Genomic DNA, 24,222 nt, shown 5'->3' with positions numbered 1-24,222 from the left:
CCCCTACAAAAACAAGATTCAGGAGTCATGATGAGCGTAATAATTGCCCTGGCTGCACTGGCCTTGCTGATGGTCGCGGCTTATCGCGGCTACAGCGTCATTTTGTTCGCCCCGATTGCCGCGTTAGGCGCCGTGCTTCTGACCGATCCCGGCGCGGTTGGCCCGGCCTTTACCGGCCTGTTTATGGAGAAGATGGTCGGGTTCGTTAAACTCTACTTCCCGGTCTTTTTACTCGGCGCGGTGTTTGGCAAGCTGATCGAGCTTTCGGGTTTTTCCCGTTCGATTGTCGCCGCAGCAATCCAGTTATTAGGCCGTCGCCATGCCATCCCGGTGATTGTGCTGGTATGTGCGCTCCTGACCTATGGCGGGGTCTCCCTGTTTGTAGTGGCGTTTGCGGTTTATCCGTTTGCGGCTGAACTGTTCCGCCAGAGCGGTATTCCGAAACGGCTTATCCCCGCCACCATCGCACTCGGCGCATTCAGCTTCACAATGGATGCCCTGCCCGGTACACCGCAGATTCAGAACATCATTCCAACCAGTTTCTTCGGCACCAACGCATGGGCAGCTCCCTGGCTTGGTTTGATCGGCTCGCTATTTATTATTGTGGTCGGTCTTTTTTATCTCGAACGTCAGCGGCGCAAAGCGCAGGCCAATAATGAAGGTTACGGCACCGACTTACAAAATGAGCCGGAAACGCCGGATAACATCAACCTGCCTAACCCGATTATCGCCATTGCGCCGTTGATTCTGGTGGGCGTTTTCAATTTGCTGTTTACCCGCTGGATCCCGGTCTGGTATGGCGCCACGCATGAACTGACGCTCCCCGGTCTGGCGAAACCTATTGTCACCGAGGTGGGTAAAATTAACGCTATCTGGGCGGTGGAAGCGGCCCTGTGCGCAGGCATTTTGATGGTGGTGATCTGCGGCTTTCGCAATATTCGCGGACGGCTGGCAGAAGGCAGCAAAACGGCCGTGGGTGGCGCCATTCTGGCGGCAATGAACACCGCATCTGAATATGGATTTGGCGCAGTCATCGCCGCTCTGCCAGGCTTTCTGGTGTTGTCCAAAGGACTGGCGGCGATCCCCAATCCGCTGTTGAACGAAGCCATCAGCGTCACGGTGCTGGCCGGGATCACCGGCTCCGCGTCCGGGGGGATGAGTATCGCGCTGGCGGCCATGGCCGATACGTTCGTTGCCGCCGCTCATGCGGCCCACATTCCACTGGAGGTGTTGCACCGCGTGGCATCAATGGCCAGCGGCGGTATGGATACCCTTCCGCATAATGGCGCGGTTATCACCCTGCTCGCCATTACGGGTTTATCGCACCGACAGGCGTATGGCGGCATTTTCGCCATCACCCTGATTAAAAGTCTGGCGGTCCTGTTTGTGATCGGCGTGTTCTACATGACCGGTATTGTTTAAGGAGAACAAGATGCATCTGAACGGTAAAGTCGCGCTGGTAACGGGCTCCACCAGCGGCATTGGTCTGGGGATCGCCTGCGCGCTGGCAGAAGCGGGCGCAGAGCTGATACTCAACGGTTTTGGCGAGGTAGATCGCGCCAAAGAGAAAGTCGCTCGCTATGGGGCAAGGCCCGGTTATCACGACGCGGATCTTAGCGACCCGGCGCAAATTGAAGCCATGATGCAGTATGCGGAAAGGGAGTATGGCGGCGTGGATATTCTGGTCAATAACGCCGGGATCCAGCATGTCGCTCCTGTCGAACAGTTCCCGGTCGAAAAGTGGAACGCTATCCTGGCGATCAACCTGTCGTCAGTCTTTCACACCAGCCGCCTGGCGCTACCGGGAATGAAAGAGCGCAACTGGGGGCGCATTATCAATATTGCCTCGGTGCATGGCCTGGTGGCCTCAAAAGAGAAATCCGCCTATGTTGCCGCCAAGCACGCGGTGGTCGGCCTGACGAAAGTGATCGCCCTGGAAAACGCCCAGACCAACATCACCTGCAATGCCCTGTGCCCCGGCTGGGTGCTGACACCACTCGTACAACAGCAGATTGATCAGCGCATTGCCTCCGGGATCGCCCCCGACGTGGCTCGCGACTCACTGCTTGGGGAAAAACAGCCCTCCGGTGAGTTTGTCACCCCGGAACAACTGGGCGCGCTGGCCCTCTTTTTATGCAGCGACGCCGCGTCCCAGGTTCGCGGCGCGGCATGGAATATGGACGGCGGTTGGGTCGCTCAGTAATCGCAAAAGGCTCGTCCCCGCTGATGCGCGGGACGAGCCTGTGACTAACGATGCCGGTACCCTTCAATCCCCTGAAAAAGCAGCATCCCGGCAAGCATGGCCAGCACGAAGATTACCCCCTGAGTGAAACCGGCCCCCAGCAGCACCAGTCCAGGGCCAGGGCAGATACCCGCCAGCCCCCAGCCAATGCCAAATAACAGCGACCCACCCACCAGACGTTTATCAATGTGACTGGAGGTGGGCAGATGCATCTTATCGCCACACAATGGCCGTTTGCGTCTGGCCGCCGCGCGAAAGGCAAAGAAGCCAACGCTAATGGCCCCGCCCATCACAAAGGCCAGCGAGGGATCCCACACGCGGGTGATATCCAGAAAACCAATGACTTTTGCCGGATTGGCCATACCGCCGATAATCAGCCCGAAACCAAACAGCAGACCCGACAATAAGGCAAAAACTTTGTTCATCAGAGCACTCCTTTTACGCTCAGCCACGCCAGAAACCGACCAGCCACGCGGTAATAAACGCGGCGGCCATAAAGGTCAGCGTGGCGACCAGTGAACGCACCGACAGACGCGACAGGCCGCACACACCGTGGCCGCTGGTACATCCGGAACCGTAACGTGTTCCCACCCCGACAAGAAGACCGGCCACGACCAGCATCGGCCAGGACGCCGTGATGCTAACCGCGGGTAGCGGCGCCACCAGACGCCAGAGCACCGGGGAAAGCACCAGGCCGAGCAGAAACGCTATTCGCCAGCCCTTGTCGTTATTTGCCCGCGACAGCACGCCGCCGAGAATGCCGCTGATCCCGGCGACCCGTCCGCAAAACAGAATCAGCATTGATGCCGCCGCACCAATCACCACTCCACCGATGGCGCTTTCCAGTGGCGTGAAATGTGTCCAGTCAATCATCATTCCCCCTCCTCGTTTTCCGGTGTCGGGCAATAGAGTGTGTAAAGGGTGTTGAGCAATGTCAGCACGTCCGGTGCCGCGACCCGGTAGAAGATCTGTTTTCCTTCGCGCCGGGTTTCCACCAGTTGCTGGCGACGCAGCACCCCCAGTTGTTGTGAGAGTGTCGGCTGCGTAATGCCCAGCGCCTGTTCTATCTCGCCCACGGACGCTTCGCCCTGGCTGAGATGGCACAGCAACAGCAGGCGGTCTTCATTGGCCATCGATTTCAGCACCCCTGCCGCTTTGGCGGCAGCGGCGTACATGTGGTGTTTATCGGGTGTCTTCACGGGTAATTTCCTTTATCCACAACCGCATACAATATACTTTTTAATATATTATTAAATTACATATTGTTCAATAGCATTTTGTGCCAGCAGAAACACCCTCACTGCTGCCTCAACAATCCATGAAATACACAATTCTCCCCATTGTCGGGCTTTGTTACAGATAAAAAAGCAGGTCGAAAATTTAATAAAACAGATTAAAAACAGCAGGATAATAAGCATTCAGACTGTTATGAGACGGTGCCATTAATGTCGGCTTAAGGTTGTTTATTTATATCTGCTTCACCGTTATCTATGAGGGACATTCCGGTGAAAAATACATTTGCTCGCAGCCAGCGCATCATGCACTGGCTGGTGTTATTGATGATTGTTATCGCCTACGCGGCAATGGAATTAAAAGGCTTTACCACCAGGGGCAGCGCGCCGCACGCGTTGCTGGTTCTCACACATTACACGGCGGGGGTAAGCGTGCTGATATTAATGGTGGTGCGTGTTGGTCTGAAACTCACCCATCATGATCCGGACATTATTCCGCAGCCGCCGCGCTGGCAGACCATCTCCGCCAAAGCCGTACACGGTTTGCTTTATCTGATGTTTTTAAGTTTGCCGCTGCTCGGTGTGCTTTCACTCTATGTCGGGCAGGTGGAATGGTCATTTTTGGGCCTGCAAATGCCCATCGCCGCGGCGAAAAACCCGGAGCTTCAGCACAGCCTGAAATCGGTCCATGAATTGATCGCTAACGCCGGATATTTCCTGGTGGGCCTGCATGCCGCCGCCGCGCTGTTTCATCACTACATTGTTCGCGATAACACCCTTGAGAGGATGCTGCCTTTTATGCACCCACGCGCTAACCGGAAATAGTATCGGCTAACAGGGCTCATCACTTTCTGAAGGGTGATAAGCCCCGTTTCAGTCTGCCTTCACCACCACGACACCGGCCTTTTCAAGCGCGGCGATTAGCCCGGCATCGGCCTCTTCTTCCACCACCATCGTATTCACCATCGCTAACTCACCGATGACATAAGAAGAGGCTGCATTTATTTTTTCTGCGGATGCCAGCACGATGGTCTCTGCCGCACGGCGGGAGAATGCCCGTTTGATGCTGGCTTCTTCGTAATCGCCGGTGGTCAGCCCCGCCTCGGCATGTATTCCCGTTACCCCCATAAAAAACAGATCCGCATGGATGGCGGAAATCCCTTCAATAGCGGCAGTTCCGGTAGTGACAACCGAATGTTTAAAGAGCTTTCCGCCAATCAGAATGACATCGATGCACGGATGTTCCACCAGCGCGAGGGCAATGCTCGGGCTATGGGTTACGACGGTGATATGCAAATCCGGCGGCAAGAAGGTGATCAGCTCCGCCGTCGTCGTCCCGCCATCAATAATCACTACCTGACCTGGCAGGATCAGTTCAGCCCCCTTCTGTGCCACCCGCTTTTTCGAATCCAGGCGCAGGGATTTGCGCTCGGCGAAGGTGGCTGTCGCTCCCGATGCGGGGAGCGCCCCGCCGTGGACGCGCTGTAACTCCCCCTCCGCCGCCAGTTCACGCAGGTCACGGCGAATGGTGTCTTCCGATACCGCAAATTGCGTGCTGAGCGCTTTCGACAGCACCTGTCCTTCACGGGCGAGTTGTTCGAGGATAAGACGCTTGCGTTGGCTGGTAAGCATAAGGCTATTCCTGTTTTTGCACGATTGATCTTGATCATGCACGAAATTGCTGTTTATGATGCCTACTCTACGTATGGAGGTGGTATTGTGCAATCAAAACGTGCAGAAGTACGCATTGAGGACAGCAAAATCCTGTCCGACGACTGGTATACGCTCACCAAATATACCTTTGACCTGCGCCGCCGCGACGGAGAGTGGCAACGACAAAATCGTGAAGTGTATGACCGCGGCAACGGCGCAACGATCCTGCTGTATAACCGCCAGAAACGGACGGTTATCCTGACCCGTCAGTTTCGCTTTCCGGTCTTTATCAACGGACATGACGGTTACCTGATTGAAGCCGCCGCTGGCCTGCTCGATAACATGGATCCGGAAAACCGCATTAAAGCAGAGGCCGAAGAAGAGACCGGCTATCGCGTGGCGAATGTACAAAAGGTCTTCGAAGCCTTTATGAGCCCCGGTTCTGTCACTGAAAAACTGTTCTTTTACACCGCGGAATACCAATCGGGCGACAAGATAAGCCAGGGCGGGGGTATTGAAGCCGAAGGCGAAGACATTGAAGTCATGGAACTGACACTGGATGACGCCCTTGCGGCCATTGACAACGGCCTTATCTGCGACGGTAAGACCATCATGTTGCTCTACCATGTCGCGCTAAAAAAAATACTGTGAGGGCATCATGAACCGACAAATCATTCTTATCGCTGGCCCTTATCGCAGTGGGACGCAGGGCAAGGCTGACTTAATCGCGCAGAACCTTGCCAGACTTGAAGAGGCCGCGCTGGCGGTCTGGCAACGCGGCCATATTCCGGTGATTGGTGAATGGCTGGCCTTGCCACTGGCAAAAGCAGCGGGTTCCACATCGCACGGTGATGAAATCTGCGAGGCGATGCTCTATCCGGTCGCGCATCGGTTGATAACCCGCTGTGACGCCCTGTATCGCATTGCCGGAGAATCGCGGGGGGCAGATATGGATATCGAGATCGCCAGACAACACGGCCTGACAATTTACCCGTCGCTAGAGAGCATTCCTGCCGTTTAATCAACAAAACCGCTATCCGCCTCAGCGCGGATAGCGGCTCATGCGCTTTTAGCGATTTACCGAACGTGCAATACGCGTATACGTATGTCTGACACCGCGAATGGCCACGCTATAGGCCAGAATATTTTCCGGCAGCGCCATCCCCATATAGCCCGTATCGCCAATATGATGCAGATCGGCCCCCGCCATTTTACTCATCAAGGCAATCTGGCGAATGGTGTTGATATCGGCCCCTTCCTGTGACGTTCCGATAGCCGTCATCGCCAGGACGCCTTTAGCATGTGCGCAGTCAATAAGCGCGGCGACCTTTTCCTGACTTATGCCTGGCACAGTACCGGGGGCCGGGATCAACACAATATCCGCGCCTTGCTCAGCAAACCAGCTTACATCGTCTTCGTTAATAATGGCGCTTCCACTTTCCCGTACCACACCGGCACCATGCATTTTACCGGTAATCAACACTGCACTGTCGCCAATCGTATCGCGTATTTCTTTAAGCGCCAGCCCAAGCGCCTTATTGCTCACGCCATTATTGGGGTTCCCGGTAAGTACAAGGATTTTAGCCCCCATCTCCACCAGCTTACGTGCATTATCCGCCGTCGCCGCGCGTCCCGGATTCATTTTCCAGATGTCATCATGATTGCGGGCAAAGTTGGGGTCGACCGCCTCCAGATTTACGCCAATGATTCGCCCGGTCAGATGCGCTAAACGATGTAACACCTCTTCCGGTTGGGTATCCGCAGGCATGCCCTGAATCTGTGGATGTTCGCTATCAAACATATTGATAAGCAGAATATCCGCCCCCTGTGACGCCGCAAGCTCTGCATTGGTCACGTTGTTAAGCAGCGGCTGCGTGATCGCGATCGTTTCACTGATCAACACGCGCCCTTCACTGGCACGAATCGCATACAGCAACGCCGCTTTGTCCATCTGTACCAGGTCAGAAGCACTGCAGTCCAGTAAACGTTTGGTTGTCATATCTCCACCTTTTTCTTGTGTACCATTTATGTACCACTTAACCACCTTAAATAAATCATGCGTTCAAAAACCAGCCTGAAATGTCTATTTCGCGATCAATTTCACGTTTTTATCGGCATTGATTACACGTAACCATGATGACAAGTGGCGCAATATTATTAAGGATTGGTACACTAAAGATTGATGCAGAAATTCATTCTGGAGATGCAATGCCCATTGTCTTTTCCCTCAATCCATCAGACGGCTTACCGCTGTATATTCAATTGATCAATGTCATCAAAACAGCCATTGCAAAAGGAGAGCTACAACCGGGTGATGGCATACCTTCGGAACGTGAGCTCGGGGAAACGCTGGCGATAGCACGGGGTACGGTACGAAAGGCATTCCAGCAGTTGTTTGATGAGGGGATCCTTATTCGCCAGCAAGGTGCGGGCACTTTTGTCGCCCCGCACCTGCGCCAGTCACTCCCCTTGTTGGAAAGCTTTAGCGAGATGGTCGATGCCAGCGGAGGTCAGGCACAAAGCGAGTTGGTTGGCTATCAGCGTCGGGTTGCTTCATCGCTGGAGCGTCAGATCCTGCAAGTAAGCCCAGGGCAGAACGAAGTGGTTGAGCTGACCCGAGTACGCAAAATCAATGGCATTGCCATCTCCGTGCAAACGGCGCTGTTACCTGCCCAGTTGCTGGAAAAAATAACCGATCTGCCTGAATCGCTTTACCGCTACCTGGAACAAAAAGGTATGCCGGTACTTCGCGCGAATCAGCGTTTTGCCGCCGTCGCGGCTGATGACAGGCTGGCACATTATCTTGGCGTTCAACAAAAAACCCCCCTTTTATTGATCACCCGTACAGGTTACAGCCATAACGATATTCCCGTGGAACATACCTGTACCTGGTGCCTTAGCGATTACCACGACTTCACCCTCGAACTCCGCAGGGCAGATTACAATGAAAACGCATGATTTTGCGCGATAAAAAATCGCCTTAACCGGTTAATTCCGGCAAATGACGAACGCCCTGGCGTATCGCTTAAACAATGAGACACGCTCGCCCATCACCCGCCAGAATTGCGCCCATTCTGCACATTTCATAAGTGACACTGTCACATCACTTTTCCCATTATCGTCTATGATCACCTTCGTATGCATTGAGGTGTCGCGTTCTTAAGGCACTTTTCGGCCATTGATCGCTTTTGCATTAAACGAGGTAACTGAATGGAGTCAACATCATTTCATAAAAGCTGGGGTGCCGAATGGCTTGGGAACGGTACCGTCCGGTTTCGTCTCTGGGCATCCGGTCAACCCGGCATCACCCTACGGCTTGCAGGTAAAGACCTGGAGATGCGTCCGTGCGACGAGGGCTGGTTTGAACTTACCGTTGAAAACGTCGCGCCCGGCACGGAATATCAATATGTTCTTAACGATGGTATGACGATTCCCGACCCGGCCTCTCGCGCACAGAAAGCGGATGTCAATGGTCCGTCGCTGGTCATTGACCCCACGCAGTACCGCTGGCAGCACCCGCAGTGGCAGGGGCGTCCGTGGGAAGAAACCGTTGTATACGAACTACATATCGGCACATTTACCCCGGAAGGCACCCTCCAGGCAGCCATCAGGAAACTGCCTTATCTTGCCGAACTGGGAATTACCCAAATTGAAGTGATGCCCTTGTCGCAATTTGGCGGCAACCGGGGATGGGGCTACGATGGCGTACTGCTCTACGCACCGCATTCCGCTTACGGCACGCCGGACGATTTCCGCGCTTTTGTCGACGCCGCCCACGGTCTTGGGCTTTCTGTGGTGCTTGATATTGTGCTCAACCACTTTGGCCCGGAAGGCAATTATCTCTCCTTGCTGTCACCCGACTTCTTCGATACCTCCCGTTCCACCCCCTGGGGGGCGGGGATTGCTTATGATGTGGATGCGGCCCGTCGCTATATCGCGGAAGCGCCGCTCTACTGGTTGACCGAGTTTCGCCTTGATGGATTGCGCTTCGATGCCATCGATCAGATTAAGGATAAATCCGAAAAACACATTCTCACTGAGATCGCGCAGCGCATTCGTCAACAGGTAACCGACCGTCCCGTTCATCTCACAACAGAAGACAGCCGTAACATCACCGACCTGCACCCGCGCGAGGAAGACGGTTCCGTCCCGCTTTTTACCGGTGAATGGAACGACGACCTCCACAATGCGGTGCATGTGCTGGCGACGGGCGAAACCCACGCGTATTACCAGGATTTCGCAAACACCCCTAAACAATGGGTTGCCAGGGCGCTCGCCGAAGGGTTTGCCTATCAGGGTGAAGTCTCCCCGCACAGCGGCGAACCGCGCGGTGTGGACAGCCGAAACCAGCCACTCACCGCCTTTGTCGATTTTATCCAGAACCACGATCAGGTGGGTAACCGCGCTTTAGGTGAACGGCTGATTAGCCTCGCCGGGCCGGAACGCAGCCAGTGTCTGCTTGCTGCCCTGCTGCTCTCACCGCACATTCCGCTGATCTTTATGGGTGAAGAGTATGGCGAGACGCGGCCTTTCCTGTTCTTTACCGATTTCCATGGCGATCTCGCTCGCGCTGTACGCGAAGGCCGCGCAAACGAGTTTGCCGGCCACTCCGGCTATGACGGTGTCGATGTCCCCGATCCCAATGACGAACGCACCTTCACGATGTCGAAACTCAACTGGCAGGCGCAGCAAAGCGCGGAAGGTAAAGCATGGTTGTCTTTAACCCGTGAACTGCTGTTGCTGCGTCAGCAGTACATTGTGCCGTTACTCGCCCACGCGACGGGACATAACGGTACGGTCGTGGATACCGCGCCCGGCTATCTCGCCGTACGCTGGACGTTCCCTGGCGGCACGTTATCGATGGCGCTCAATCTCGGCGAACAGGCCCGACCCGCTCCCGAGCTTCCTGGCAAAACGCTGTTTGCCCGCCCCGCTATGACAACCGAACTGCCTCCACACTCGATTGTGGTTCGCCTCGCGTCAGGAGATGCGCAATGACCATTCCAACGGCAACCTACCGTATTCAGTTTCGTAACGGCATGACCTTTGATCGCGCTGCGGCACTGGTGCCCTATCTTAAACGCCTCGGCATGAGCCACCTGTATGCCTCGCCGGTTTTTACCGCCACCACAGGGTCCACCCACGGTTATGACGTAACAGACGCCAATGAAATCGATCCGGCCATTGGCGGGCGCAAGGGGTTTGACCGCATGGTCAACGCGCTCAAAGAGGCCGGGCTGGGTCTGATCCTCGACATTGTGCCAAACCATATGGCGGCATCGCTGGAAAACCGCTGGTGGCGCGATGTTATCGAACACGGTCCACAGAGCCGTTACGCCCACCATTTTGATATCGACTGGACGCGCCCGCTGACACTGCCTTTTCTGGGCGATACCTTTGAAAATGTGCTGGCGCGTGATGAGATCCGCGTGCAGCCGGACCCGGAAACCGGACATCCCGCCTTTGCCTATTACGACAGTTTTTACCCATTGACGCCGGAAAGCTGGCAGGACGACCCCGCCGCGATATTGAACCTGACGGATAAATCAGCCATCAGCGCGTTGCATGAGCGGCAACCCTGGCGACTCACCTGCTGGCGTGACGCGCCCCATTCGCTCTCCTACCGCCGCTTTTTCGAGATAACCGGTCTGGTGGGGGTACGCGTTGAAGATAAAACCGTCTTTGATGACACCCACCGGCTGATCCTCGAACTGGTGCATAGCGGCGTTGTTGACGGGCTGCGGGTCGACCATATTGACGGACTGGCAGACCCGAAAGGCTACCTTGACCATTTGCGCCAACAGGCCGGGCCGGACTGCTATATCACCGTGGAGAAGATCCTGGGTGAAGGCGAACAGCTACCCCAGGACTGGCCCATCTCCGGGACCACCGGTTATGAATTTATCGCCGCGTTATCCGACGCACTGGTCGATGGCGACAATATGGAGACCCTGAGCCAGACCTACGAAGCGGTGCTGGGCAGAACGGTTGATATGGCAAACGAACTGCGGGCCGCGAAGCTGCTGATGTCGGGGCGCAATTTTGAAGGGGAATTCAACACCCTGCTCAGGCTCAGCCTGGAGATTGCCACGGCGGAAGGTGTCGCGCTCGATGAAACCGCCCTCAGTACGGCCCTGCGCGAATTGCTGGTCGCCTTCCCCGTCTACCGTACCTACGGCACCGACAGTGGGCTGCCCCCGGCGGACCATGCTCTGCTGCAAAAGGTGGCCGACTCGGTGAGAGCGCTCGGTACCCTGCCGGATCCTGAGGCGCTGGATTTCCTGCAACGGATTCTTGTTGGCGAGGTGAAGGAGAGCACCGCTCATAATGTGCTCACCTTCCGCACCCGCTTTCAGCAACTGACCGGGCCTCTGATGGCGAAATCGGTGGAAGATACCCTCTTTTTCCGTCAGCACATGGCGCTGGCGCTCAATGAAGTGGGCTCTGAACCGCTACCGCGACCGTACGCGCTGGCCGCGTTCCATGAGGCAATGCAAACCCGCCGCGAGCGACAGCCGGATGCCCTGTCGACCACCTCCACCCATGACACCAAACGGGGTGAGGATACCCGCGCCCGGCTCTATACCCTCACCGAAGCGCCCGAACACTGGGCGCAGTGCGTTGTTCGTTGGCGCGAAATGAACAAGTCCAAAGTGGTGCTGATAGATGACGGCGCCGCCCCGCGCTCCGGCAGCAAATGGATGATCTATCAGGCGCTGGCCGGCGCCTGGCCCGTTACATTACGCCCGGACGATCATAAAGGCCTCAAAGCCCTCGAAGCCCGCTTTCTCCCCTATGTGGAAAAAGCGCTGCGCGAGGAGAAACTGCGTACAAGCTGGGGTGACACCAATGACGCCTACGAACAGGCGGTGCTCGGCTATGTCACTCATCTGCTCTCGGCGGAAAACCAGCCGTTTCTGGTCGATTTCCACCGCTCCCTGCAACCTTTTATTCGCACCGGACTGGTGAACAGCCTGACCCAGGCAATAATTAAGCTTACTGCGCCCGGTGTACCGGATATTTATCAGGGGAGCGAGGCCTTCAACTTTAGCCTTGTGGATCCCGATAATCGCCGCGAACCGGATTTCTTTGCGCTGGCCAGCGCGCTTGACGATGAGGAAAAGCCGCTCACTACCGACAAAGACGCCTGGTTTAGCGGCAGGACGAAACAGCAGGCCATCGCACTCCTTGCCCGTTTCCGCCAGCAAAAACCGCGGCTGTTTCGCACGGGTGACTATCTGCCGCTTTCAGCGTCAGGGTCACAGGCGAAAAATGTTATCGCCTTTGCCCGTACCACTGGCAAGGAGGCGCTGGTTGTTATTGTCCCGCGCCTGGTCTTCGATTCGCTGGCCGCTCACCCAGACCGGCTCTACCCGCCAGGGTTGGAGACATCGGTCACGCTGCCGGATGCGCTTGCAGGACGGCGCTATCGGGATCTGTTTACCGGAAAAGAAGAAGACCTGAACGACGGCGTTAACCTGGCGTCAGGTGATGGCAGTCTGCCCGTACGTGTTTTGTATAGTTCATTTTAACCTTTTGTATTTATGACAAAATCTTAATTCGCGGGAGAAGGAAAAAATGTCAGACGGAAAGTCATTTACCATTACGGCAGGAAATTATCACCAGCTCGGCGCTAATTACGATGGTGAGGGCGTCAACTTCGCGCTCTTTTCCGCCCACGCGCAGCGCGTTGAGCTGTGTCTCTATGCTCCCGATGGCAAACAGGAGATTGCAAGGCTCGATCTGCCGGAGTACACCCATGAAATCTGGCACGGCTACGTTCCCGGGCTGAAACCCGGCGCACTGTATGGGTTTCGCGTCCACGGGCCTTACGACCCGGAAAATGGTCACCGTTTTAACCCGCATAAACTGCTGGTTGACCCGTACGCCCGCGAACTGGTTGGCAATGTGGAGTGGAATGAATCGCACTTTGCCTACGACCTGTTACATGAAGATAAAGATCTGACGTTTGATACCCGCGACAGCGGCCCCTATATGCCCAAATGCCGGGTGATCGACCCGAATGAATTTGACTGGCAGGACCAACATCGCCCGGTCATTCCCTGGTCCAGTGCGGTTATCTATGAAACGCACGTGAAGGGCTTTACCCAGCTCAACTCCGCCTTGCCGCAGGAGCTGCGCGGCACCTTTGAAGGCATGGGCCACAAGGCGACGGTGGATTACATCAAAAATCTCGGCATTACCTCGGTTGAACTGCTGCCTATCCACTGGTTTCCGGATGATCAGCACCTTCTGGACAAGGGGCTGAAAAATTTCTGGGGCTATAACACCCTGGGCTTCTTTGCCCCGGCTTCGCGTTATTACGGTCCGAAAGGCATTCAGGGCGTGCGCGATATGGTCCGCGCCTTTCATGATGCCGGTATCGAAGTGATCCTCGATGTGGTCTATAACCACACGGCGGAAGGCAACGAACTGGGCCCGACGCTCTCGTTTAAGGGGATCGATAATTTCTCCTACTACCGTACCTTGCCTGAGCAGCATCGCTATTACATTAACGATACCGGTACGGGTAATACGGTGAACACCTCGCATCCACGGGTGCTACAAATGGTGATGGATTCGCTGCGTTACTGGGCAGAGTCGATGCATATCGACGGCTTTCGCTTTGACCTGGGGACCATTCTGGGACGTGAACCGGAAGGCTTCGACCAGCGCGGCGGCTTTTTTGACGCCATGATGCAGGACCCTTTGCTGTCACGACTGAAATTGATTGGCGAACCCTGGGATATCGGTCCGGGCGGCTATCAGGTAGGTGGGTTCCCGCCAGGCTGGGCCGAGTGGAATGATAAATATCGCGACACGGTGCGTGAATACTGGCATGGCGATAATGTCTCCAGCGATTTCGCCGCCCGCCTGCTGGGCTCCGGCGACCTGTACGATCTGCGCGGACGTCGCCCGTGGGCCAGCGTTAACTTTATTACCGCCCATGACGGCTTCACACTTAACGATCTGGTGTCATACAACGACAAGCACAACGAAGCCAACGGCGAAGACAATAAAGACGGCCACAACGATAACCGCTCCTGCAACTATGGCGCGGAAGGTCCAACAGAGGATGAAGGCATTAACGCCGTGCGCGAGCGGCAGAAACGTAACTTCCTTGCCACACTGTTCTTCTCACACGGCACGCCCATGCTGCTTGCGGGCGACGAGTTTGGCCGCAGCCAGTTAGGGAACAATAACGGCTACTGTCAGGACAGTGAAATCTCGTGGGTGCACTGGGATAACCTGCCGGAAACGGCCAGAACACTGCATGAGTTTACCCGCCACGTCATCAAACTTCGCGCCGACCAGCCGCTTCTGCGCCGTGAAAACTGGCGCGATGGCATGGTGATCGAGTGGTTTAACGCCGGGGGCGGTTTCCAGCAGCCGGAACAGTGGGATGAGGGCTCGACGCTCGGTGTCTATATCGGTCGCCCGGACCTGCAAACGGAAAAAGGTATCTGGCACGATGTTCTGATGCTCATTAACCCGTTTGAAGGTAATGTGCCGTTTCGTATTCCGCAGTTTGGCGAAGGTGGCTGGGTGCTGGAGATTTCCACCGCAGAAAACGCCAAACGTGGGCTGGTTATCACCAAAGAGATGGATTTTGAACTGGAGGGCCGCTCTATCGTCCTGTTCAGGCGTCCATAGCGATACGCACCTTCGTTTAGGGTAAAAACACGTGACACCGTCACGTTAAAAGCCGTTCCCCTGAGCAGGCCGCGCGCCTGCTCACTTTTAGCCCGCCTGCTTCCTGCTGCCGTTTACGCCCTGCCTGCAACGCTATACACTTCCAGCTTCGCACGACCATACAAGCAAAAACAGATGAACAAAACGCGCATTAACCTTCCCGCCGGTTATTTTGGCATGGTACTGGGCATTATCGGCCTGGGTTTCTCCTGGCGATTTGCCGCCACTATCTGGCCTGTCACCACCTTGCCTGCCGATGTGCTGGTCATTCTCGCTATTCTTATCTGGGCGCTGTTGATGTTTGCGTTCATCACCCGTCTGATACGCCATACAGGTACCCTGCGTGAGGAGATCGGCCATCCGCTGAAAAGCAGTTTTGTCAGCCTTGCGCCTGCCACCAGTATGCTGGTCGCCATTGGCCTGACCCCCTGGTCTTATACGCTTGCCCTGATCCTGTTTCTGGTTGCCGTTACCGCCCAGTTAACCTATTCCGCCTGGCAAACCGCCGGATTATGGCGCGGCACGCACCCGAAAGAGGCCACCACGCCGGGGCTGTACCTGCCTGGCGTGGCGAACAATTTTATCAGCGCCATGGCCTGTAGCGCGCTGGGCTTTACCGATGTCGGCCTGCTCTTTTTAGGCGCCGGCGTTTTCTCCTGGCTGAGTCTCGAACCGGCCATTCTGAGTCGCATGCGTAATCTGGAAGAGATGTCGCCTGCGGTTCGCACCTCGCTCGGCATTCAGATGGCCCCGGCGTTCGTTGCCTGTAGTGCCTGGCTGATGCTGAACGGCGGTCAGGCGGATGTCTTTGCCAAACTGCTCTTTGGTTATGGTCTGCTGCAAACGCTGTATATGATTCGCCTCATCCCCTGGTACAGCGCGCAGCCGTTTAATCCCTCTTTCTGGAGCTTCTCGTTCGGCGTGGCATCGCTGGCGACCACGACCCTGAAACTGGGGCACGGTTCTCCCGACGGCGCACTGCACTGGATCGCCTTCCCGCTGTTTTTCGCCTGTAATCTGGTGATTGGGCTACTGATGGTGAAAACCTTTATGCTGCTGGTACGCGGCAAATTGATCATCCGCGAACCACACCCATGAGTGATAACACCGCCCTTATCTATCGCACCTTTGGGGCGCCAGAAGCGGTGCTGTCACTGCAAAGGGTAAAGACAGAGGAACTGACGGCTGACAGGGTGCGGGTCGCAATGGCGCTTTCCCCGGTCAATGCCTCCGACCTGATCCCCATCACCGGCGCATATCGCCACCGGATCACCCTGCCCGCCATTGCCGGTTATGAAGGTGTGGGCACCGTTATTCAGGCACCACCGCAAGCCGCCCATCTGCTGGGAAAACGGGTGTTGCCGCTGCGCGGACAGGGCACCTGGCAACGCCTGGTTGACTGCCCGGCAGCCTTTACCGTGCCGGTACCGGACGATATCAGCGATACGCTGGCGGCCAGGGCGTACATCAACCCGCTTGCCGCACTGTTAATGCTTAATCTCTACCCGCCAGCGGGAAAACATGTGCTGATTACCGCCGCCGGGTCGGATTGCGCCGCGCTGCTCGGCCAGTGGGCGCTCAAGCGTGGTGCGCTGAGCGTCACGGGCGTTCATCGCTCGCCCGTTCATCGGCAAAAGCTGGCTGAATGCGGCATTCGCCCGCTTGAGGAGACGCGCACCGCGGAAATCGAGACCCTGGCGCAAACGACAGATATTGTGTATGACGCCACCGGCGGAAAACTTGCCGACTTACTGCTCTCATCCATGCGCAAAACGGCGCTGTTTGTCAGCTATGGCCTGCTTTCCGGCCAGCCTTATCGCGTTCTTCCCCACCATCCACCGACCCAGTGGTTCCATATTCGCAACGTTCTGGATGCTGTCTCAGCGGCGCAGTGGCAGGCGCTGTTTGCTGAACTCTGGACGTTACTGCGCCAAAGCCGGATCAATGAGGCCAGCCTCTTTCCGCTGGCTCACTGGCAAGAGGCCATCGCGTTGTATAAAACGCCGGGCAGGATGCGCAAACCCCTGCTCGCTTTTTCCGCTAAGGCGTAGCGTGACGTAAGAGGCTACCGGGCGTTGAAATACTCAATGGTTTCTCTGACTTTGCGGGCAGCACTTTTCAGGGTATCGATATCCACCGAGCCAATAGCCATGCGCAGCGCGTGCGGTGTGTGAATGGAAGTACTGAACGGTTCTGCGGTGGTCAGTGAAATGTTCTCTTTAAGTAACGCGCTGACCACACGATCCGCGCGCACCTCTTCCTGTAACGGTAGCCAGACAAAATAAGAAGACGGATGGCTTACGCAGTGCAGCGGCGCCAGATACTCGCGCGCCACGGCCTGCCGGTAGCGGGCATCCTCCCTTTTTAACTGCTCCAGCCGCGCCACTGTGCCATCCAGTACCCAACCGCAGACAATCGCCGTCATCAGGGCGGGCGTATTCCATGTGGTTGCCCTTATGGCACGTTCAATACCCTGCTTTTTATCCGCGGGCGCGACCACCATCCCCACGCGCAGCCCGGAGGCCACGTTTTTCGAAAAACCGGCCAGATAGAGGGTTCTTTCAGGCGCGTAGTGGTGGATGGGCAGCGGCGGGCTATCCACCAGCCAGACATAGGTGGCATCTTCGATAATCAGCAGATCGTGTTCGCAGGCGATAGCGGCTATTTCTCGGCGAAACGCATCATTTGCCACCCACCCCAGAGGATTATGCAGCGTGGGCATGGTGTAAATGGCTTTCACCCGACGCTTTTTGCACAGCTTACGCAATGCCTCAGGATCCATCGCCTCCCCGCAGGCCGGTACCGCCACCAGTTCCAGATGAAACTGTTCGGCCAGCACCTTAAAGCCGGGGTAGGTCAGCGCGTCAACCGCGACCACATCGCCGGGTTTAAGCAACCCCATCACCGCGACCGCCAGCCCGTGCTGCGTCCCGTTGACAATCATCAGATTCTCAGGAGCCGTCTTTACCCCGAACTGCGCCAGATAATCAGCAAACACGCTACGTTCGCTGGTTTTCCCCCCGTGCGGCTGATAGCGCAGCAGCGATTCAATATCACCGCTGACCGAAAGCTGGCGCAGCGCGGTTCTCAGTAACTCCGCCTGTTCGGGCAGCGCCGGGTAGTTAAAGCTCAGATCAATCACATCGGAGGCGATGGCATGACGATCGATACCCTGTCCGCGCGGCAGCATGATCTCTCTGACGAACGTCCCGCGCCCCGTCTCACCGCTGACCAGCCCCATTGCCTCCAGTTCCGCATAGACGCGGGTCGCCGTGACCAGCGAAATATGGTGCTGCGCCGACAAAACGCGGTGGGTCGGTAACCGTGTTCCGGCTACCAGTTCACCGGATGTGATGGCCCTGGCAAACTCGTCAACGAGGCTATTGTAGCGTGCTTTCACGATTGTATCCATGACAATAATTTGATTGTCATGAATTCTCGGCCGTATGCTCAGTACTGTCAAACAGGTTCAGATAATAATAACGCTACATTGAGGTGCACTGTGCAAGAGAAGCAAGACAACCCGCCCCTGAGCGGCTGGATAAATGGCTTTGTCGGTATGATCATTTTTAGCGGTTCGCTTCCGGCCACCCGCGCCGCGGTACTGGATTTCGATCCCCTGTTTCTCACCGTTGCCCGCGCCTCTATCGCCGGTCTGCTGGCCTTACTTCTGGTCATCACCCTGCGGGGAAAACGCCCGAACGGCGCCCAGGTTCTCTCTCTGATGGTGGTCGCACTTGGCGTGGTGGTTGGCTTTCCTCTGCTTACCGCCTTTGCCCTGCAACATGTAACCTCGGCGCACTCCATCGTGTTCCTCGGTCTGCTGCCGCTCGCTACCGCCATTTTCGGTGTCCTGCGCGGCGGTGAAAGGCCACGTCCGGCCTTCTGGATTTTTTCAGGTCTGGGCAGTTTACTGGTGACCGGGTTTGCGTTAAGTCAGGACATTGCCGTTTCGGCGGTGGGCGATTTACTGATGCTGGCGGCGGTGGTTGTCTGCGGCCTGGGCTATGCTGAAGGTGCCCGCTTAACGCGGGTACTCGGCGGCTGGCAGGTGATCAGTTGGGCGCTCATCATTGCGCTGCCGTTAATGTTAACCGTTGCCGTGTTAACCCGCCCGGCCAGCTTTTCAGGGATCAGCGAACCCGCATGGTTTTCATTGGGTTATGTCTCATTGTTCAGCATGCTGATTGGTTTTGTGTTCTGGTATAAAGGGCTGGCGCAAGGGGGCATCGCCGCAGTCGGGCAGCTACAGCTCCTGCAACCCTTTTTTGCACTGGCGCTGGCAGCGACGTTTTTACAAGAGTCCGTCAGCGTCATGATGATCCTGGTCACTATGGGGGTCATTGTTTGCGTGGCAGGATCACGCAGGTTTGCACGTTAACCGGTTTATCTGAGCACTTATGCCCTGGTATAAGTGCCTTTTTCACGGCAGGAGGAGCAGTATGCTAAGAGGTCTGAGTGCCTTTCCACTCACCCCTATTACCAACAACAACGTGGATGAAGCCGCGTTTGTTCATCTGATTACTAACCTTGTCGCAGCGGGCGTGGACTCCATCGGCGCAGTAGGTTCGACAGGCAGCTATGCCTACCTCACGCGCGATGAGCGTCGCCGCGTGGCAGAGCTGGCCGTGCAGCACGCCGAAGGGATTCCGGTGCTGGTGAGCATCGGCGCGATCCGCCTGGACGATGTGCTGGCGATTGCCGAAGACGCACAGCGCGCCGGGGTGAAGGCCGTTATGATGGCCCCGGTCTCCTATCAACAGCTTAATGCGGAAGAGGTTTATACACTCTACGAAACCGTCACCCGCCACCTTTCTGTGCCGCTGTGTCTCTACGATAACCCGGCGACCACCGGTTTTGCCTTTACGGATGACTTACTCGTTGAGATTGCCGCGCTTCCCGCCGTCTCTTCAATCAAGCTTTCTGCGGTCTCTACCGATCCCACGAAAGGCAAAGAGCGCCTTGACGATTTACGCGCACGCATTCCTGCGTCCGTCACCATTGGGATCAGCGGCGACTGGCAGGCCGCAACTGGCTTCGCGGCCGGGTGTGATGTCTGGTATTCGGTGATTGGCGGGCTTTTCCCACAGGTAAGCCTGGCCCTCACCCGCGCCGCGCGGGCGGGGAATCATCGGCTTGCAGGCGAACTGTCCGACCAGCTAGAACCGCTATGGCAACTGTTTCGTATTCACCGCAGCCTGCGAGTGATGGCGGCGGCGGCGGAAATCATGGGCGTGGTCGGCCCTTCCTGTCTGCCTTTTCCTCTGCGCCCACTGGCAGGCGAAGACAAAGAGCACCTGCACGCGGTCCTCAAGTCCACCGGCCTGGTGTAGCGTTTTCTACGGGCAGGCCTGCGCGTCGGTCTGCCCGTTTATGGTGTTAATGGAACGTCTTAAGCGCCGCTCGTACCTGTTCTTGTAATACTTTCACCACCGGCCCCCTGCCACTTTCCGGGTTGGTTGTCAGATAGTTTTTGATAGCCTGTGCCAGTAATTTCAGGTTCGCTTCGGATTTATCGTTATGGAAGGCTGCAAGCGCGTTATCGACACTTTGGATATTTTTACGGACGGTCTTACCAAATAATCCACTGGTGGTTGAATAGGATATAAAGTCAGCAGGGCTCATTACCCCGGCAAGACCTGCCATCACGATATTGTCTTGCTCAATTGCCGCCTCCAGCGTCTCACTGGCCATCTCAAGTGATTGTTCAAGCGCCTGTGTATCAGGAAAATGCAGTTTTTGGGCCTGATTTTTACTTTCTTCCACTTTGGCCAGTGGAAATGCCAGTCCATTCTCTTCCAGGATAGCGGGATTTATCTTTGCCAGTTTTTCCATTTTACCGATATTAATTTGAATATCTTTTGTCAATTGTTCTTCTTTATATACTAGGGCTTCATATTGCTCTTTTAATAATTCAAGGCCAAATTTTTCATTAAATTCCAACAGCCGTTGATTGACATCTGTACTGTTCATGCCTTCGTGAAGGGTATTGAAATAGATAACTTTCCGGCTCATTAACTTGATATATTTTTCTTTGATGGCTGCACGCTTTTTGGCGGCAACAATACTCTCTTGTTTTAATGCTTTTAATAGCAGTTCCACCTCTTCTCTTTCACGATTGAGCATTGCTTTGCGGATATCGCCGCTACCGCCTATTGTGCGGTTGCTTTTTAATAAGGATTGCTCCTCTTCACCTTTGATTTCCCGATAGTCTGGCGAATTGAGTTTATTGTCTTCAATACCCAGATGTTCCGGTGTCTCAGGGACCATCTTATCGTTATTGTCGCCAATTTTTCCGGTCAACTCGTAATTCCCCATCCGCCACTCGGCAGCCGTATATTCAAACAGGGTTTTGTTAATGAAATAAAGTGCTTTGGCTTTAATAACCACGCCGATAGAGGCAACGGCTTCCGGCTTAAAACTGTAGTCAATAATTAACGGTTTAATGGCATCGAATGTCCGTTTTTTGCGATTAAATTTCGCGGCTCCCTGCAAACCCGCGTTACTGTGTAACATGGCCTTCCCTTGTGCAAAGAAACCGGCACTCAGCGCGGCGATAACCTGTGAGCCGATATTCGCCCCCAGCTCGGCGCGCAGCAAAATAGCACCGCTAAATTTCGCATGATCGCCTACCGACCAGACCCCCTCCTGACCTTTGGCATTGAGCAGAATATCAATGTCCAGATTCGCATCTGCGCCCAGGGAGCCATAAACCTCAAGGCCAGGGAATACGGGGAATATCATGGAAACATGCAGCGGCAAACCGACCGCGAGCTCCTGTAGCGAAAGTGATTTTTTATAGCCAATCTCACCAAACATCTGTTCAAGATTTAGCCGGGCGCTAGCCCCAAATGCGGAAAACCGTATCTCATCCAGCTTCGGTTTGAATGATCTGATGGTTAAGCCTGTTTTATTCAGGTTAACCCCTTCCACTTTGAAAGCCACGGAGCCGAAGGGAAGAAAATCCATCAATCCACTATTAAAATCGGGAACAAAATCGGTCATTTCCTTGCCATTACTGTTCTCGCTGGCAGGTAGTAGCTTAAGTGTTGCGCTCTCCACGGAAAACCCGTCTTTATCGACCTGCCCATTCTGAATATCCAGACCAAATAGCGACGTCGAGACATCAGCCGATGCGAGCGATCCTTTAAATCCGTCAGCATCAAAACCAATTTCTAACTGTTTCGCTTTCCCTTTGACTTTTGCCCGCTCGAGCGTTGCATTACTGGAAAGCGTCATGGATTCACCGTTTTGCTTAATCAGTAGTTGCAATTGATCCAGCGTAAACCCGTCGAATAACGTGATCTTATCCGGTCCTTTCACAATAGCGGTGGCAAAGCTAATTCCATTTTCGTCAATGGTGACATTGCTAACGCTGCCTTCAACACCAATGGATTTAATAAGCAGTTTTGCTGATTTCATCGAAAAAAGTTTCTGATCGTGGCTATAACCTAAATCAGTCGCGGCAAAGCTAAACGCGTCATAATTGGCCGTAATCTGCCCATCATAAATTTCGATATGCGTTATTTTCTCTTTGCTGTCATAACTTATTTTCGCGCTTCCCTGTGCATTAACCTCAGAGAAGAGCATTTTTAACGTCGCATCAACACTAGCAGACCAATGACCGGGCTCTGCTGTGGCTTCGCCTTTTATGTGTTCAAGTATGATCTTTTCACCCAGCAGACGAATATTTTGCCCCGTAATATCTCCGCTGCCTTTTACCAATCCTTCCTTGATCTGCAACTGCGCGATTGTTGCTTTAATATCCAGTTGAGTAAGTTTTTCGAGATTGAGCCGGGCATTCTCCAGCATAAAGCCATCGTTGTTACTCAACTGCGCCTTTTCTATTGTGACCAGGCCTGCGCTCTCTTTAAAATTTGTCATACTCCCCTGTTCAAACGTCCCATCGGCGGCCAGATTCAGTTTAAGATGCGCATCCGCTTCCCAGTCATAAATCTTAAGCCCGGCTTTTTGCGCCTCGAAAATCGCCCCCTGCGCTTTTTTATATTCCGCCGTAACGTTCGTTGCGGATACGGTACCGTTACCAAGAGAAAATTCCTGCAACGAAAAGGCCAGTTCATCCAGACCCTCATTACTGACGCTCAGCGACGTCATATGCAATTGACGTACAACAAAAAAATCACCGCCAAATACAATCTCATTAATCAGTGATATCGGTTCTCTGGCTTGTAAAATCGCGCCGCCTTCCCAGGGCAAAATTAATGTCAGCTTACCGTCCTCACCATAGCTGCCCTGGTAATCAAACAGGCGATATCCCAGCGCGAAGGTGGCATGCAAACCGCCTTTTTGTTCGTCTTTATCCTCTTCTTTTTTCTGGGTGTTTTTCAGGCCAATCGAGCCCACTTTCAGCCAGATGATATGCAAATCGATACTGGCGAGATCTTTCTTGCGCTCCTCTGGGGTGGCGGCTTTTTTGTCTTCGTGGGTGGATTCTGTCTTTTCGCCGCCCCACCACGTGGAATAAATATGTTTCCCTAAGTTAAAAACGCTGGTGACCGGGTTTTTAACTGCCTGAATAATCATTTGCAGATAGTCCAGTACCGTACGCAATCGCCCCACGGCTCCGTCGCCATCGGCGGCGACCAGTAGCGTGTGGCTGTAATTCACTATCGTCTCGTTCGGTAAATAGGTCGCCACTTTCCCGGTGAGAAACAAAATCCCGGTTTTGACGGGCGCGGGAATGGCATCCCAGATATTGATAGCGATAGTCAACGCATTGGCGAAGGTCGTCACTTTGCCCACAATTTGGGTAAAGGTTTCAAGACGGGTCAATAGATAGAGTGTTCCCGTATCGGCAAGCGTCAACAGACCATTAAGCCCAAGCGTTTTGAACTGTGAATTCAGAAGCGACCACGTAAAATCGGACACCACGCTACGCTGCATCACGGCGTTCTCGCCCTGCCATGCATAACGCTGTATCGCGCCGGAGCCCGCAGGCGTCCGGTTGTCAGCGAGATGACGGACGCTGCCGGAGGCCTGTGCCTGTTTACCCAGTTGTGTTGCCTCGGCCTCCAGCCCTGGATCATCATTTAGCGCCTCGCCCTTCATCTGGCGTGTCGCACTCACCCGTCCTTGCGCCTGCTGCACAACATGCCCCAGTTCATGGGGTAGATGGTGTTCCTGACCCGGCGCCAGGTGAACATCGCTCCCCTGCGCATAGGCGTGGGCGCCATACTGCTCGGGTTTGCCCGAGTTGTAATGCACCCGTACATGGTCCAGCGACATGCCGGATACCCCCTCCATGCCGGTTTTTAATTTGCCGGGAATGCCCGTTTTTGCCGATGAACGATTATCCTGTAACGCGGGGCGCACCGGATGTTGTGCCGCCTGCTGGTGCGGCTTTCCCGAGGCGTCTGCGCGACGTTGCGTGTACTTTGCCAT

General features: G+C 55.1%; 20 protein-coding genes. 13 read left to right on the top strand and 7 right to left on the bottom strand.

Going from position 1 to position 24,222, the window contains the following annotated elements:
• Positions 1-27 precede the first annotated feature (27 nt).
• Together ABU190_RS04420 and ABU190_RS04415 are read left to right on the top strand one after the other, a co-directional pair.
• A complete protein-coding gene (locus tag ABU190_RS04420; protein ID WP_172600656.1) occupies positions 28-1,422 on the top strand; it encodes a GntP family permease in 1,395 nt (464 codons plus the stop codon).
• Between the two features lie 10 nt (positions 1,423-1,432).
• Complete coding sequence (locus ABU190_RS04415; RefSeq protein ID WP_107222726.1) at positions 1,433-2,203, top strand: 3-hydroxybutyrate dehydrogenase; 771 nt, start codon at positions 1,433-1,435, stop codon at positions 2,201-2,203.
• 44 nt (positions 2,204-2,247) lie between these two features.
• Here the strand turns inward: ABU190_RS04415 and ABU190_RS04410 are convergent, their stop codons facing one another.
• Genes ABU190_RS04410 through ABU190_RS04400 form a run of 3 tightly spaced genes read right to left on the bottom strand, consistent with a single transcriptional unit; the run spans position 2,248 to position 3,417 of the window.
• Positions 2,248-2,667: a YeeE/YedE family protein gene (locus tag ABU190_RS04410; protein ID WP_354690514.1), complete on the bottom strand. Its 420-nt coding sequence runs from the start codon at positions 2,665-2,667 to the stop codon at positions 2,248-2,250.
• 19 nt (positions 2,668-2,686) lie between these two features.
• Positions 2,687-3,118 (bottom strand): YeeE/YedE family protein, encoded by a 432-nt coding sequence (locus ABU190_RS04405; RefSeq protein WP_354690513.1) that lies wholly within the window; start codon positions 3,116-3,118, stop codon positions 2,687-2,689.
• A complete protein-coding gene (locus tag ABU190_RS04400; protein ID WP_039078988.1) occupies positions 3,115-3,417 on the bottom strand; it encodes a metalloregulator ArsR/SmtB family transcription factor in 303 nt (100 codons plus the stop codon). Before ABU190_RS04400 ends, ABU190_RS04405 begins: the two co-directional genes overlap by 4 nt.
• 330 nt (positions 3,418-3,747) lie before the next feature.
• On the opposite strand from ABU190_RS04400, the gene ABU190_RS04395 reads away from it, so the two are divergent.
• Positions 3,748-4,299: a cytochrome b gene (locus ABU190_RS04395; protein ID WP_354690512.1), complete on the top strand. Its 552-nt coding sequence runs from the start codon at positions 3,748-3,750 to the stop codon at positions 4,297-4,299.
• Positions 4,300-4,347: 48 nt separating this feature from the next.
• Here the strand turns inward: ABU190_RS04395 and ABU190_RS04390 are convergent, their stop codons facing one another.
• Positions 4,348-5,106, bottom strand: a complete 759-nt coding sequence (locus ABU190_RS04390) for a DeoR/GlpR family DNA-binding transcription regulator (protein WP_354690511.1) — start codon at positions 5,104-5,106, stop codon at positions 4,348-4,350.
• Between the two features lie 87 nt (positions 5,107-5,193).
• Here ABU190_RS04390 and ABU190_RS04385 point away from each other — a divergent pair, with 87 nt between their 5' ends.
• Positions 5,194-5,778 carry an NUDIX domain-containing protein gene (locus ABU190_RS04385; RefSeq protein ID WP_354690510.1) on the top strand — a complete coding sequence of 195 codons (585 nt, stop codon included), beginning with the start codon at positions 5,194-5,196 and terminating at the stop codon, positions 5,776-5,778.
• A 7-nt stretch (positions 5,779-5,785) separates the two neighbouring features.
• Positions 5,786-6,148: an NUDIX hydrolase gene (locus tag ABU190_RS04380; protein WP_354690509.1), complete on the top strand. Its 363-nt coding sequence runs from the start codon at positions 5,786-5,788 to the stop codon at positions 6,146-6,148.
• A 48-nt stretch (positions 6,149-6,196) separates the two neighbouring features.
• Here ABU190_RS04380 and ABU190_RS04375 read toward each other — a convergent pair whose 3' ends face one another.
• Positions 6,197-7,126 carry a haloacid dehalogenase-like hydrolase gene (locus ABU190_RS04375; protein WP_354690508.1) on the bottom strand — a complete coding sequence of 310 codons (930 nt, stop codon included), beginning with the start codon at positions 7,124-7,126 and terminating at the stop codon, positions 6,197-6,199.
• Between the two features lie 209 nt (positions 7,127-7,335).
• Between ABU190_RS04375 and ABU190_RS04370 the strand changes: the two genes are divergently transcribed.
• The 6 genes from ABU190_RS04370 to ABU190_RS04345 all read left to right on the top strand — a co-directional run bounded on the left by ABU190_RS04370 (position 7,336) and on the right by ABU190_RS04345 (position 16,871).
• The gene (locus ABU190_RS04370) at positions 7,336-8,085 is read left to right on the top strand and encodes a GntR family transcriptional regulator (protein ID WP_354690507.1); all 750 of its coding nucleotides are present in this window, start codon (positions 7,336-7,338) and stop codon (positions 8,083-8,085) included.
• A gap of 252 nt (positions 8,086-8,337) precedes the next feature.
• Complete coding sequence (gene treZ, locus ABU190_RS04365) at positions 8,338-10,125, top strand: malto-oligosyltrehalose trehalohydrolase (RefSeq protein WP_354690506.1); 1,788 nt, start codon at positions 8,338-8,340, stop codon at positions 10,123-10,125.
• The gene (treY, locus tag ABU190_RS04360; RefSeq protein ID WP_354690505.1) at positions 10,122-12,659 is read left to right on the top strand and encodes a malto-oligosyltrehalose synthase; all 2,538 of its coding nucleotides are present in this window, start codon (positions 10,122-10,124) and stop codon (positions 12,657-12,659) included. Before treZ ends, treY begins: the two co-directional genes overlap by 4 nt.
• 46 nt (positions 12,660-12,705) lie before the next feature.
• Positions 12,706-14,781: a glycogen debranching protein GlgX gene (glgX, locus tag ABU190_RS04355; RefSeq protein WP_071194232.1), complete on the top strand. Its 2,076-nt coding sequence runs from the start codon at positions 12,706-12,708 to the stop codon at positions 14,779-14,781.
• A 174-nt stretch (positions 14,782-14,955) separates the two neighbouring features.
• A complete protein-coding gene (gene tehA, locus ABU190_RS04350; protein ID WP_354690504.1) occupies positions 14,956-15,918 on the top strand; it encodes a dicarboxylate transporter/tellurite-resistance protein TehA in 963 nt (320 codons plus the stop codon).
• Complete coding sequence (locus tag ABU190_RS04345; protein WP_354690503.1) at positions 15,915-16,871, top strand: zinc-dependent alcohol dehydrogenase family protein; 957 nt, start codon at positions 15,915-15,917, stop codon at positions 16,869-16,871. Before tehA ends, ABU190_RS04345 begins: the two co-directional genes overlap by 4 nt.
• A gap of 14 nt (positions 16,872-16,885) precedes the next feature.
• Here the strand turns inward: ABU190_RS04345 and ABU190_RS04340 are convergent, their stop codons facing one another.
• Positions 16,886-18,220 carry a PLP-dependent aminotransferase family protein gene (locus ABU190_RS04340; protein ID WP_354690502.1) on the bottom strand — a complete coding sequence of 445 codons (1,335 nt, stop codon included), beginning with the start codon at positions 18,218-18,220 and terminating at the stop codon, positions 16,886-16,888.
• A 102-nt stretch (positions 18,221-18,322) separates the two neighbouring features.
• Between ABU190_RS04340 and ABU190_RS04335 the strand changes: the two genes are divergently transcribed.
• Positions 18,323-19,201, top strand: a complete 879-nt coding sequence (locus ABU190_RS04335; RefSeq protein ID WP_354690501.1) for a DMT family transporter — start codon at positions 18,323-18,325, stop codon at positions 19,199-19,201.
• Positions 19,202-19,262: 61 nt separating this feature from the next.
• Complete coding sequence (locus ABU190_RS04330; RefSeq protein ID WP_039078975.1) at positions 19,263-20,153, top strand: dihydrodipicolinate synthase family protein; 891 nt, start codon at positions 19,263-19,265, stop codon at positions 20,151-20,153.
• Between the two features lie 46 nt (positions 20,154-20,199).
• Here the strand turns inward: ABU190_RS04330 and ABU190_RS04325 are convergent, their stop codons facing one another.
• On the bottom strand, positions 20,200-24,222 hold the full coding sequence (locus tag ABU190_RS04325) for a DUF4157 domain-containing protein (RefSeq protein WP_354690500.1): 4,023 nt from the start codon (positions 24,220-24,222) through the stop codon (positions 20,200-20,202).

This window comes from Phytobacter sp. RSE-02 (assembly GCF_040578655.1).
GTDB classification, from domain to species: domain Bacteria; phylum Pseudomonadota; class Gammaproteobacteria; order Enterobacterales; family Enterobacteriaceae; genus Phytobacter; species Phytobacter diazotrophicus.
Note: the sequence above shows the minus strand (reverse complement) of the source record. Positions and strands in the feature narration are given on the sequence as shown.

Coding starts and splice junctions, on each gene's coding strand:
- ABU190_RS04370 (WP_354690507.1), top strand. CDS start 7,336: ATGCCCATTGTCTTTTCCCTCAATCCATCAGACGGCTTACCGCTGTAT.
- ABU190_RS04325 (WP_354690500.1), bottom strand. CDS start 24,222: ATGGCAAAGTACACGCAACGTCGCGCAGACGCCTCGGGAAAGCCGCAC.
- ABU190_RS04400 (WP_039078988.1), bottom strand. CDS start 3,417: ATGTACGCCGCTGCCGCCAAAGCGGCAGGGGTGCTGAAATCGATGGCC.
- ABU190_RS04415 (WP_107222726.1), top strand. CDS start 1,433: ATGCATCTGAACGGTAAAGTCGCGCTGGTAACGGGCTCCACCAGCGGC.
- ABU190_RS04345 (WP_354690503.1), top strand. CDS start 15,915: ATGAGTGATAACACCGCCCTTATCTATCGCACCTTTGGGGCGCCAGAA.
- ABU190_RS04410 (WP_354690514.1), bottom strand. CDS start 2,667: ATGAACAAAGTTTTTGCCTTATTGTCGGGTCTGCTGTTTGGTTTCGGG.
- ABU190_RS04330 (WP_039078975.1), top strand. CDS start 19,263: ATGCTAAGAGGTCTGAGTGCCTTTCCACTCACCCCTATTACCAACAAC.
- ABU190_RS04405 (WP_354690513.1), bottom strand. CDS start 3,118: ATGATGATTGACTGGACACATTTCACGCCACTGGAAAGCGCCATCGGT.
- ABU190_RS04420 (WP_172600656.1), top strand. CDS start 28: ATGATGAGCGTAATAATTGCCCTGGCTGCACTGGCCTTGCTGATGGTC.
- treZ (WP_354690506.1), top strand. CDS start 8,338: ATGGAGTCAACATCATTTCATAAAAGCTGGGGTGCCGAATGGCTTGGG.
- ABU190_RS04380 (WP_354690509.1), top strand. CDS start 5,786: ATGAACCGACAAATCATTCTTATCGCTGGCCCTTATCGCAGTGGGACG.
- tehA (WP_354690504.1), top strand. CDS start 14,956: ATGAACAAAACGCGCATTAACCTTCCCGCCGGTTATTTTGGCATGGTA.
- treY (WP_354690505.1), top strand. CDS start 10,122: ATGACCATTCCAACGGCAACCTACCGTATTCAGTTTCGTAACGGCATG.
- ABU190_RS04375 (WP_354690508.1), bottom strand. CDS start 7,126: ATGACAACCAAACGTTTACTGGACTGCAGTGCTTCTGACCTGGTACAG.
- ABU190_RS04390 (WP_354690511.1), bottom strand. CDS start 5,106: ATGCTTACCAGCCAACGCAAGCGTCTTATCCTCGAACAACTCGCCCGT.
- glgX (WP_071194232.1), top strand. CDS start 12,706: ATGTCAGACGGAAAGTCATTTACCATTACGGCAGGAAATTATCACCAG.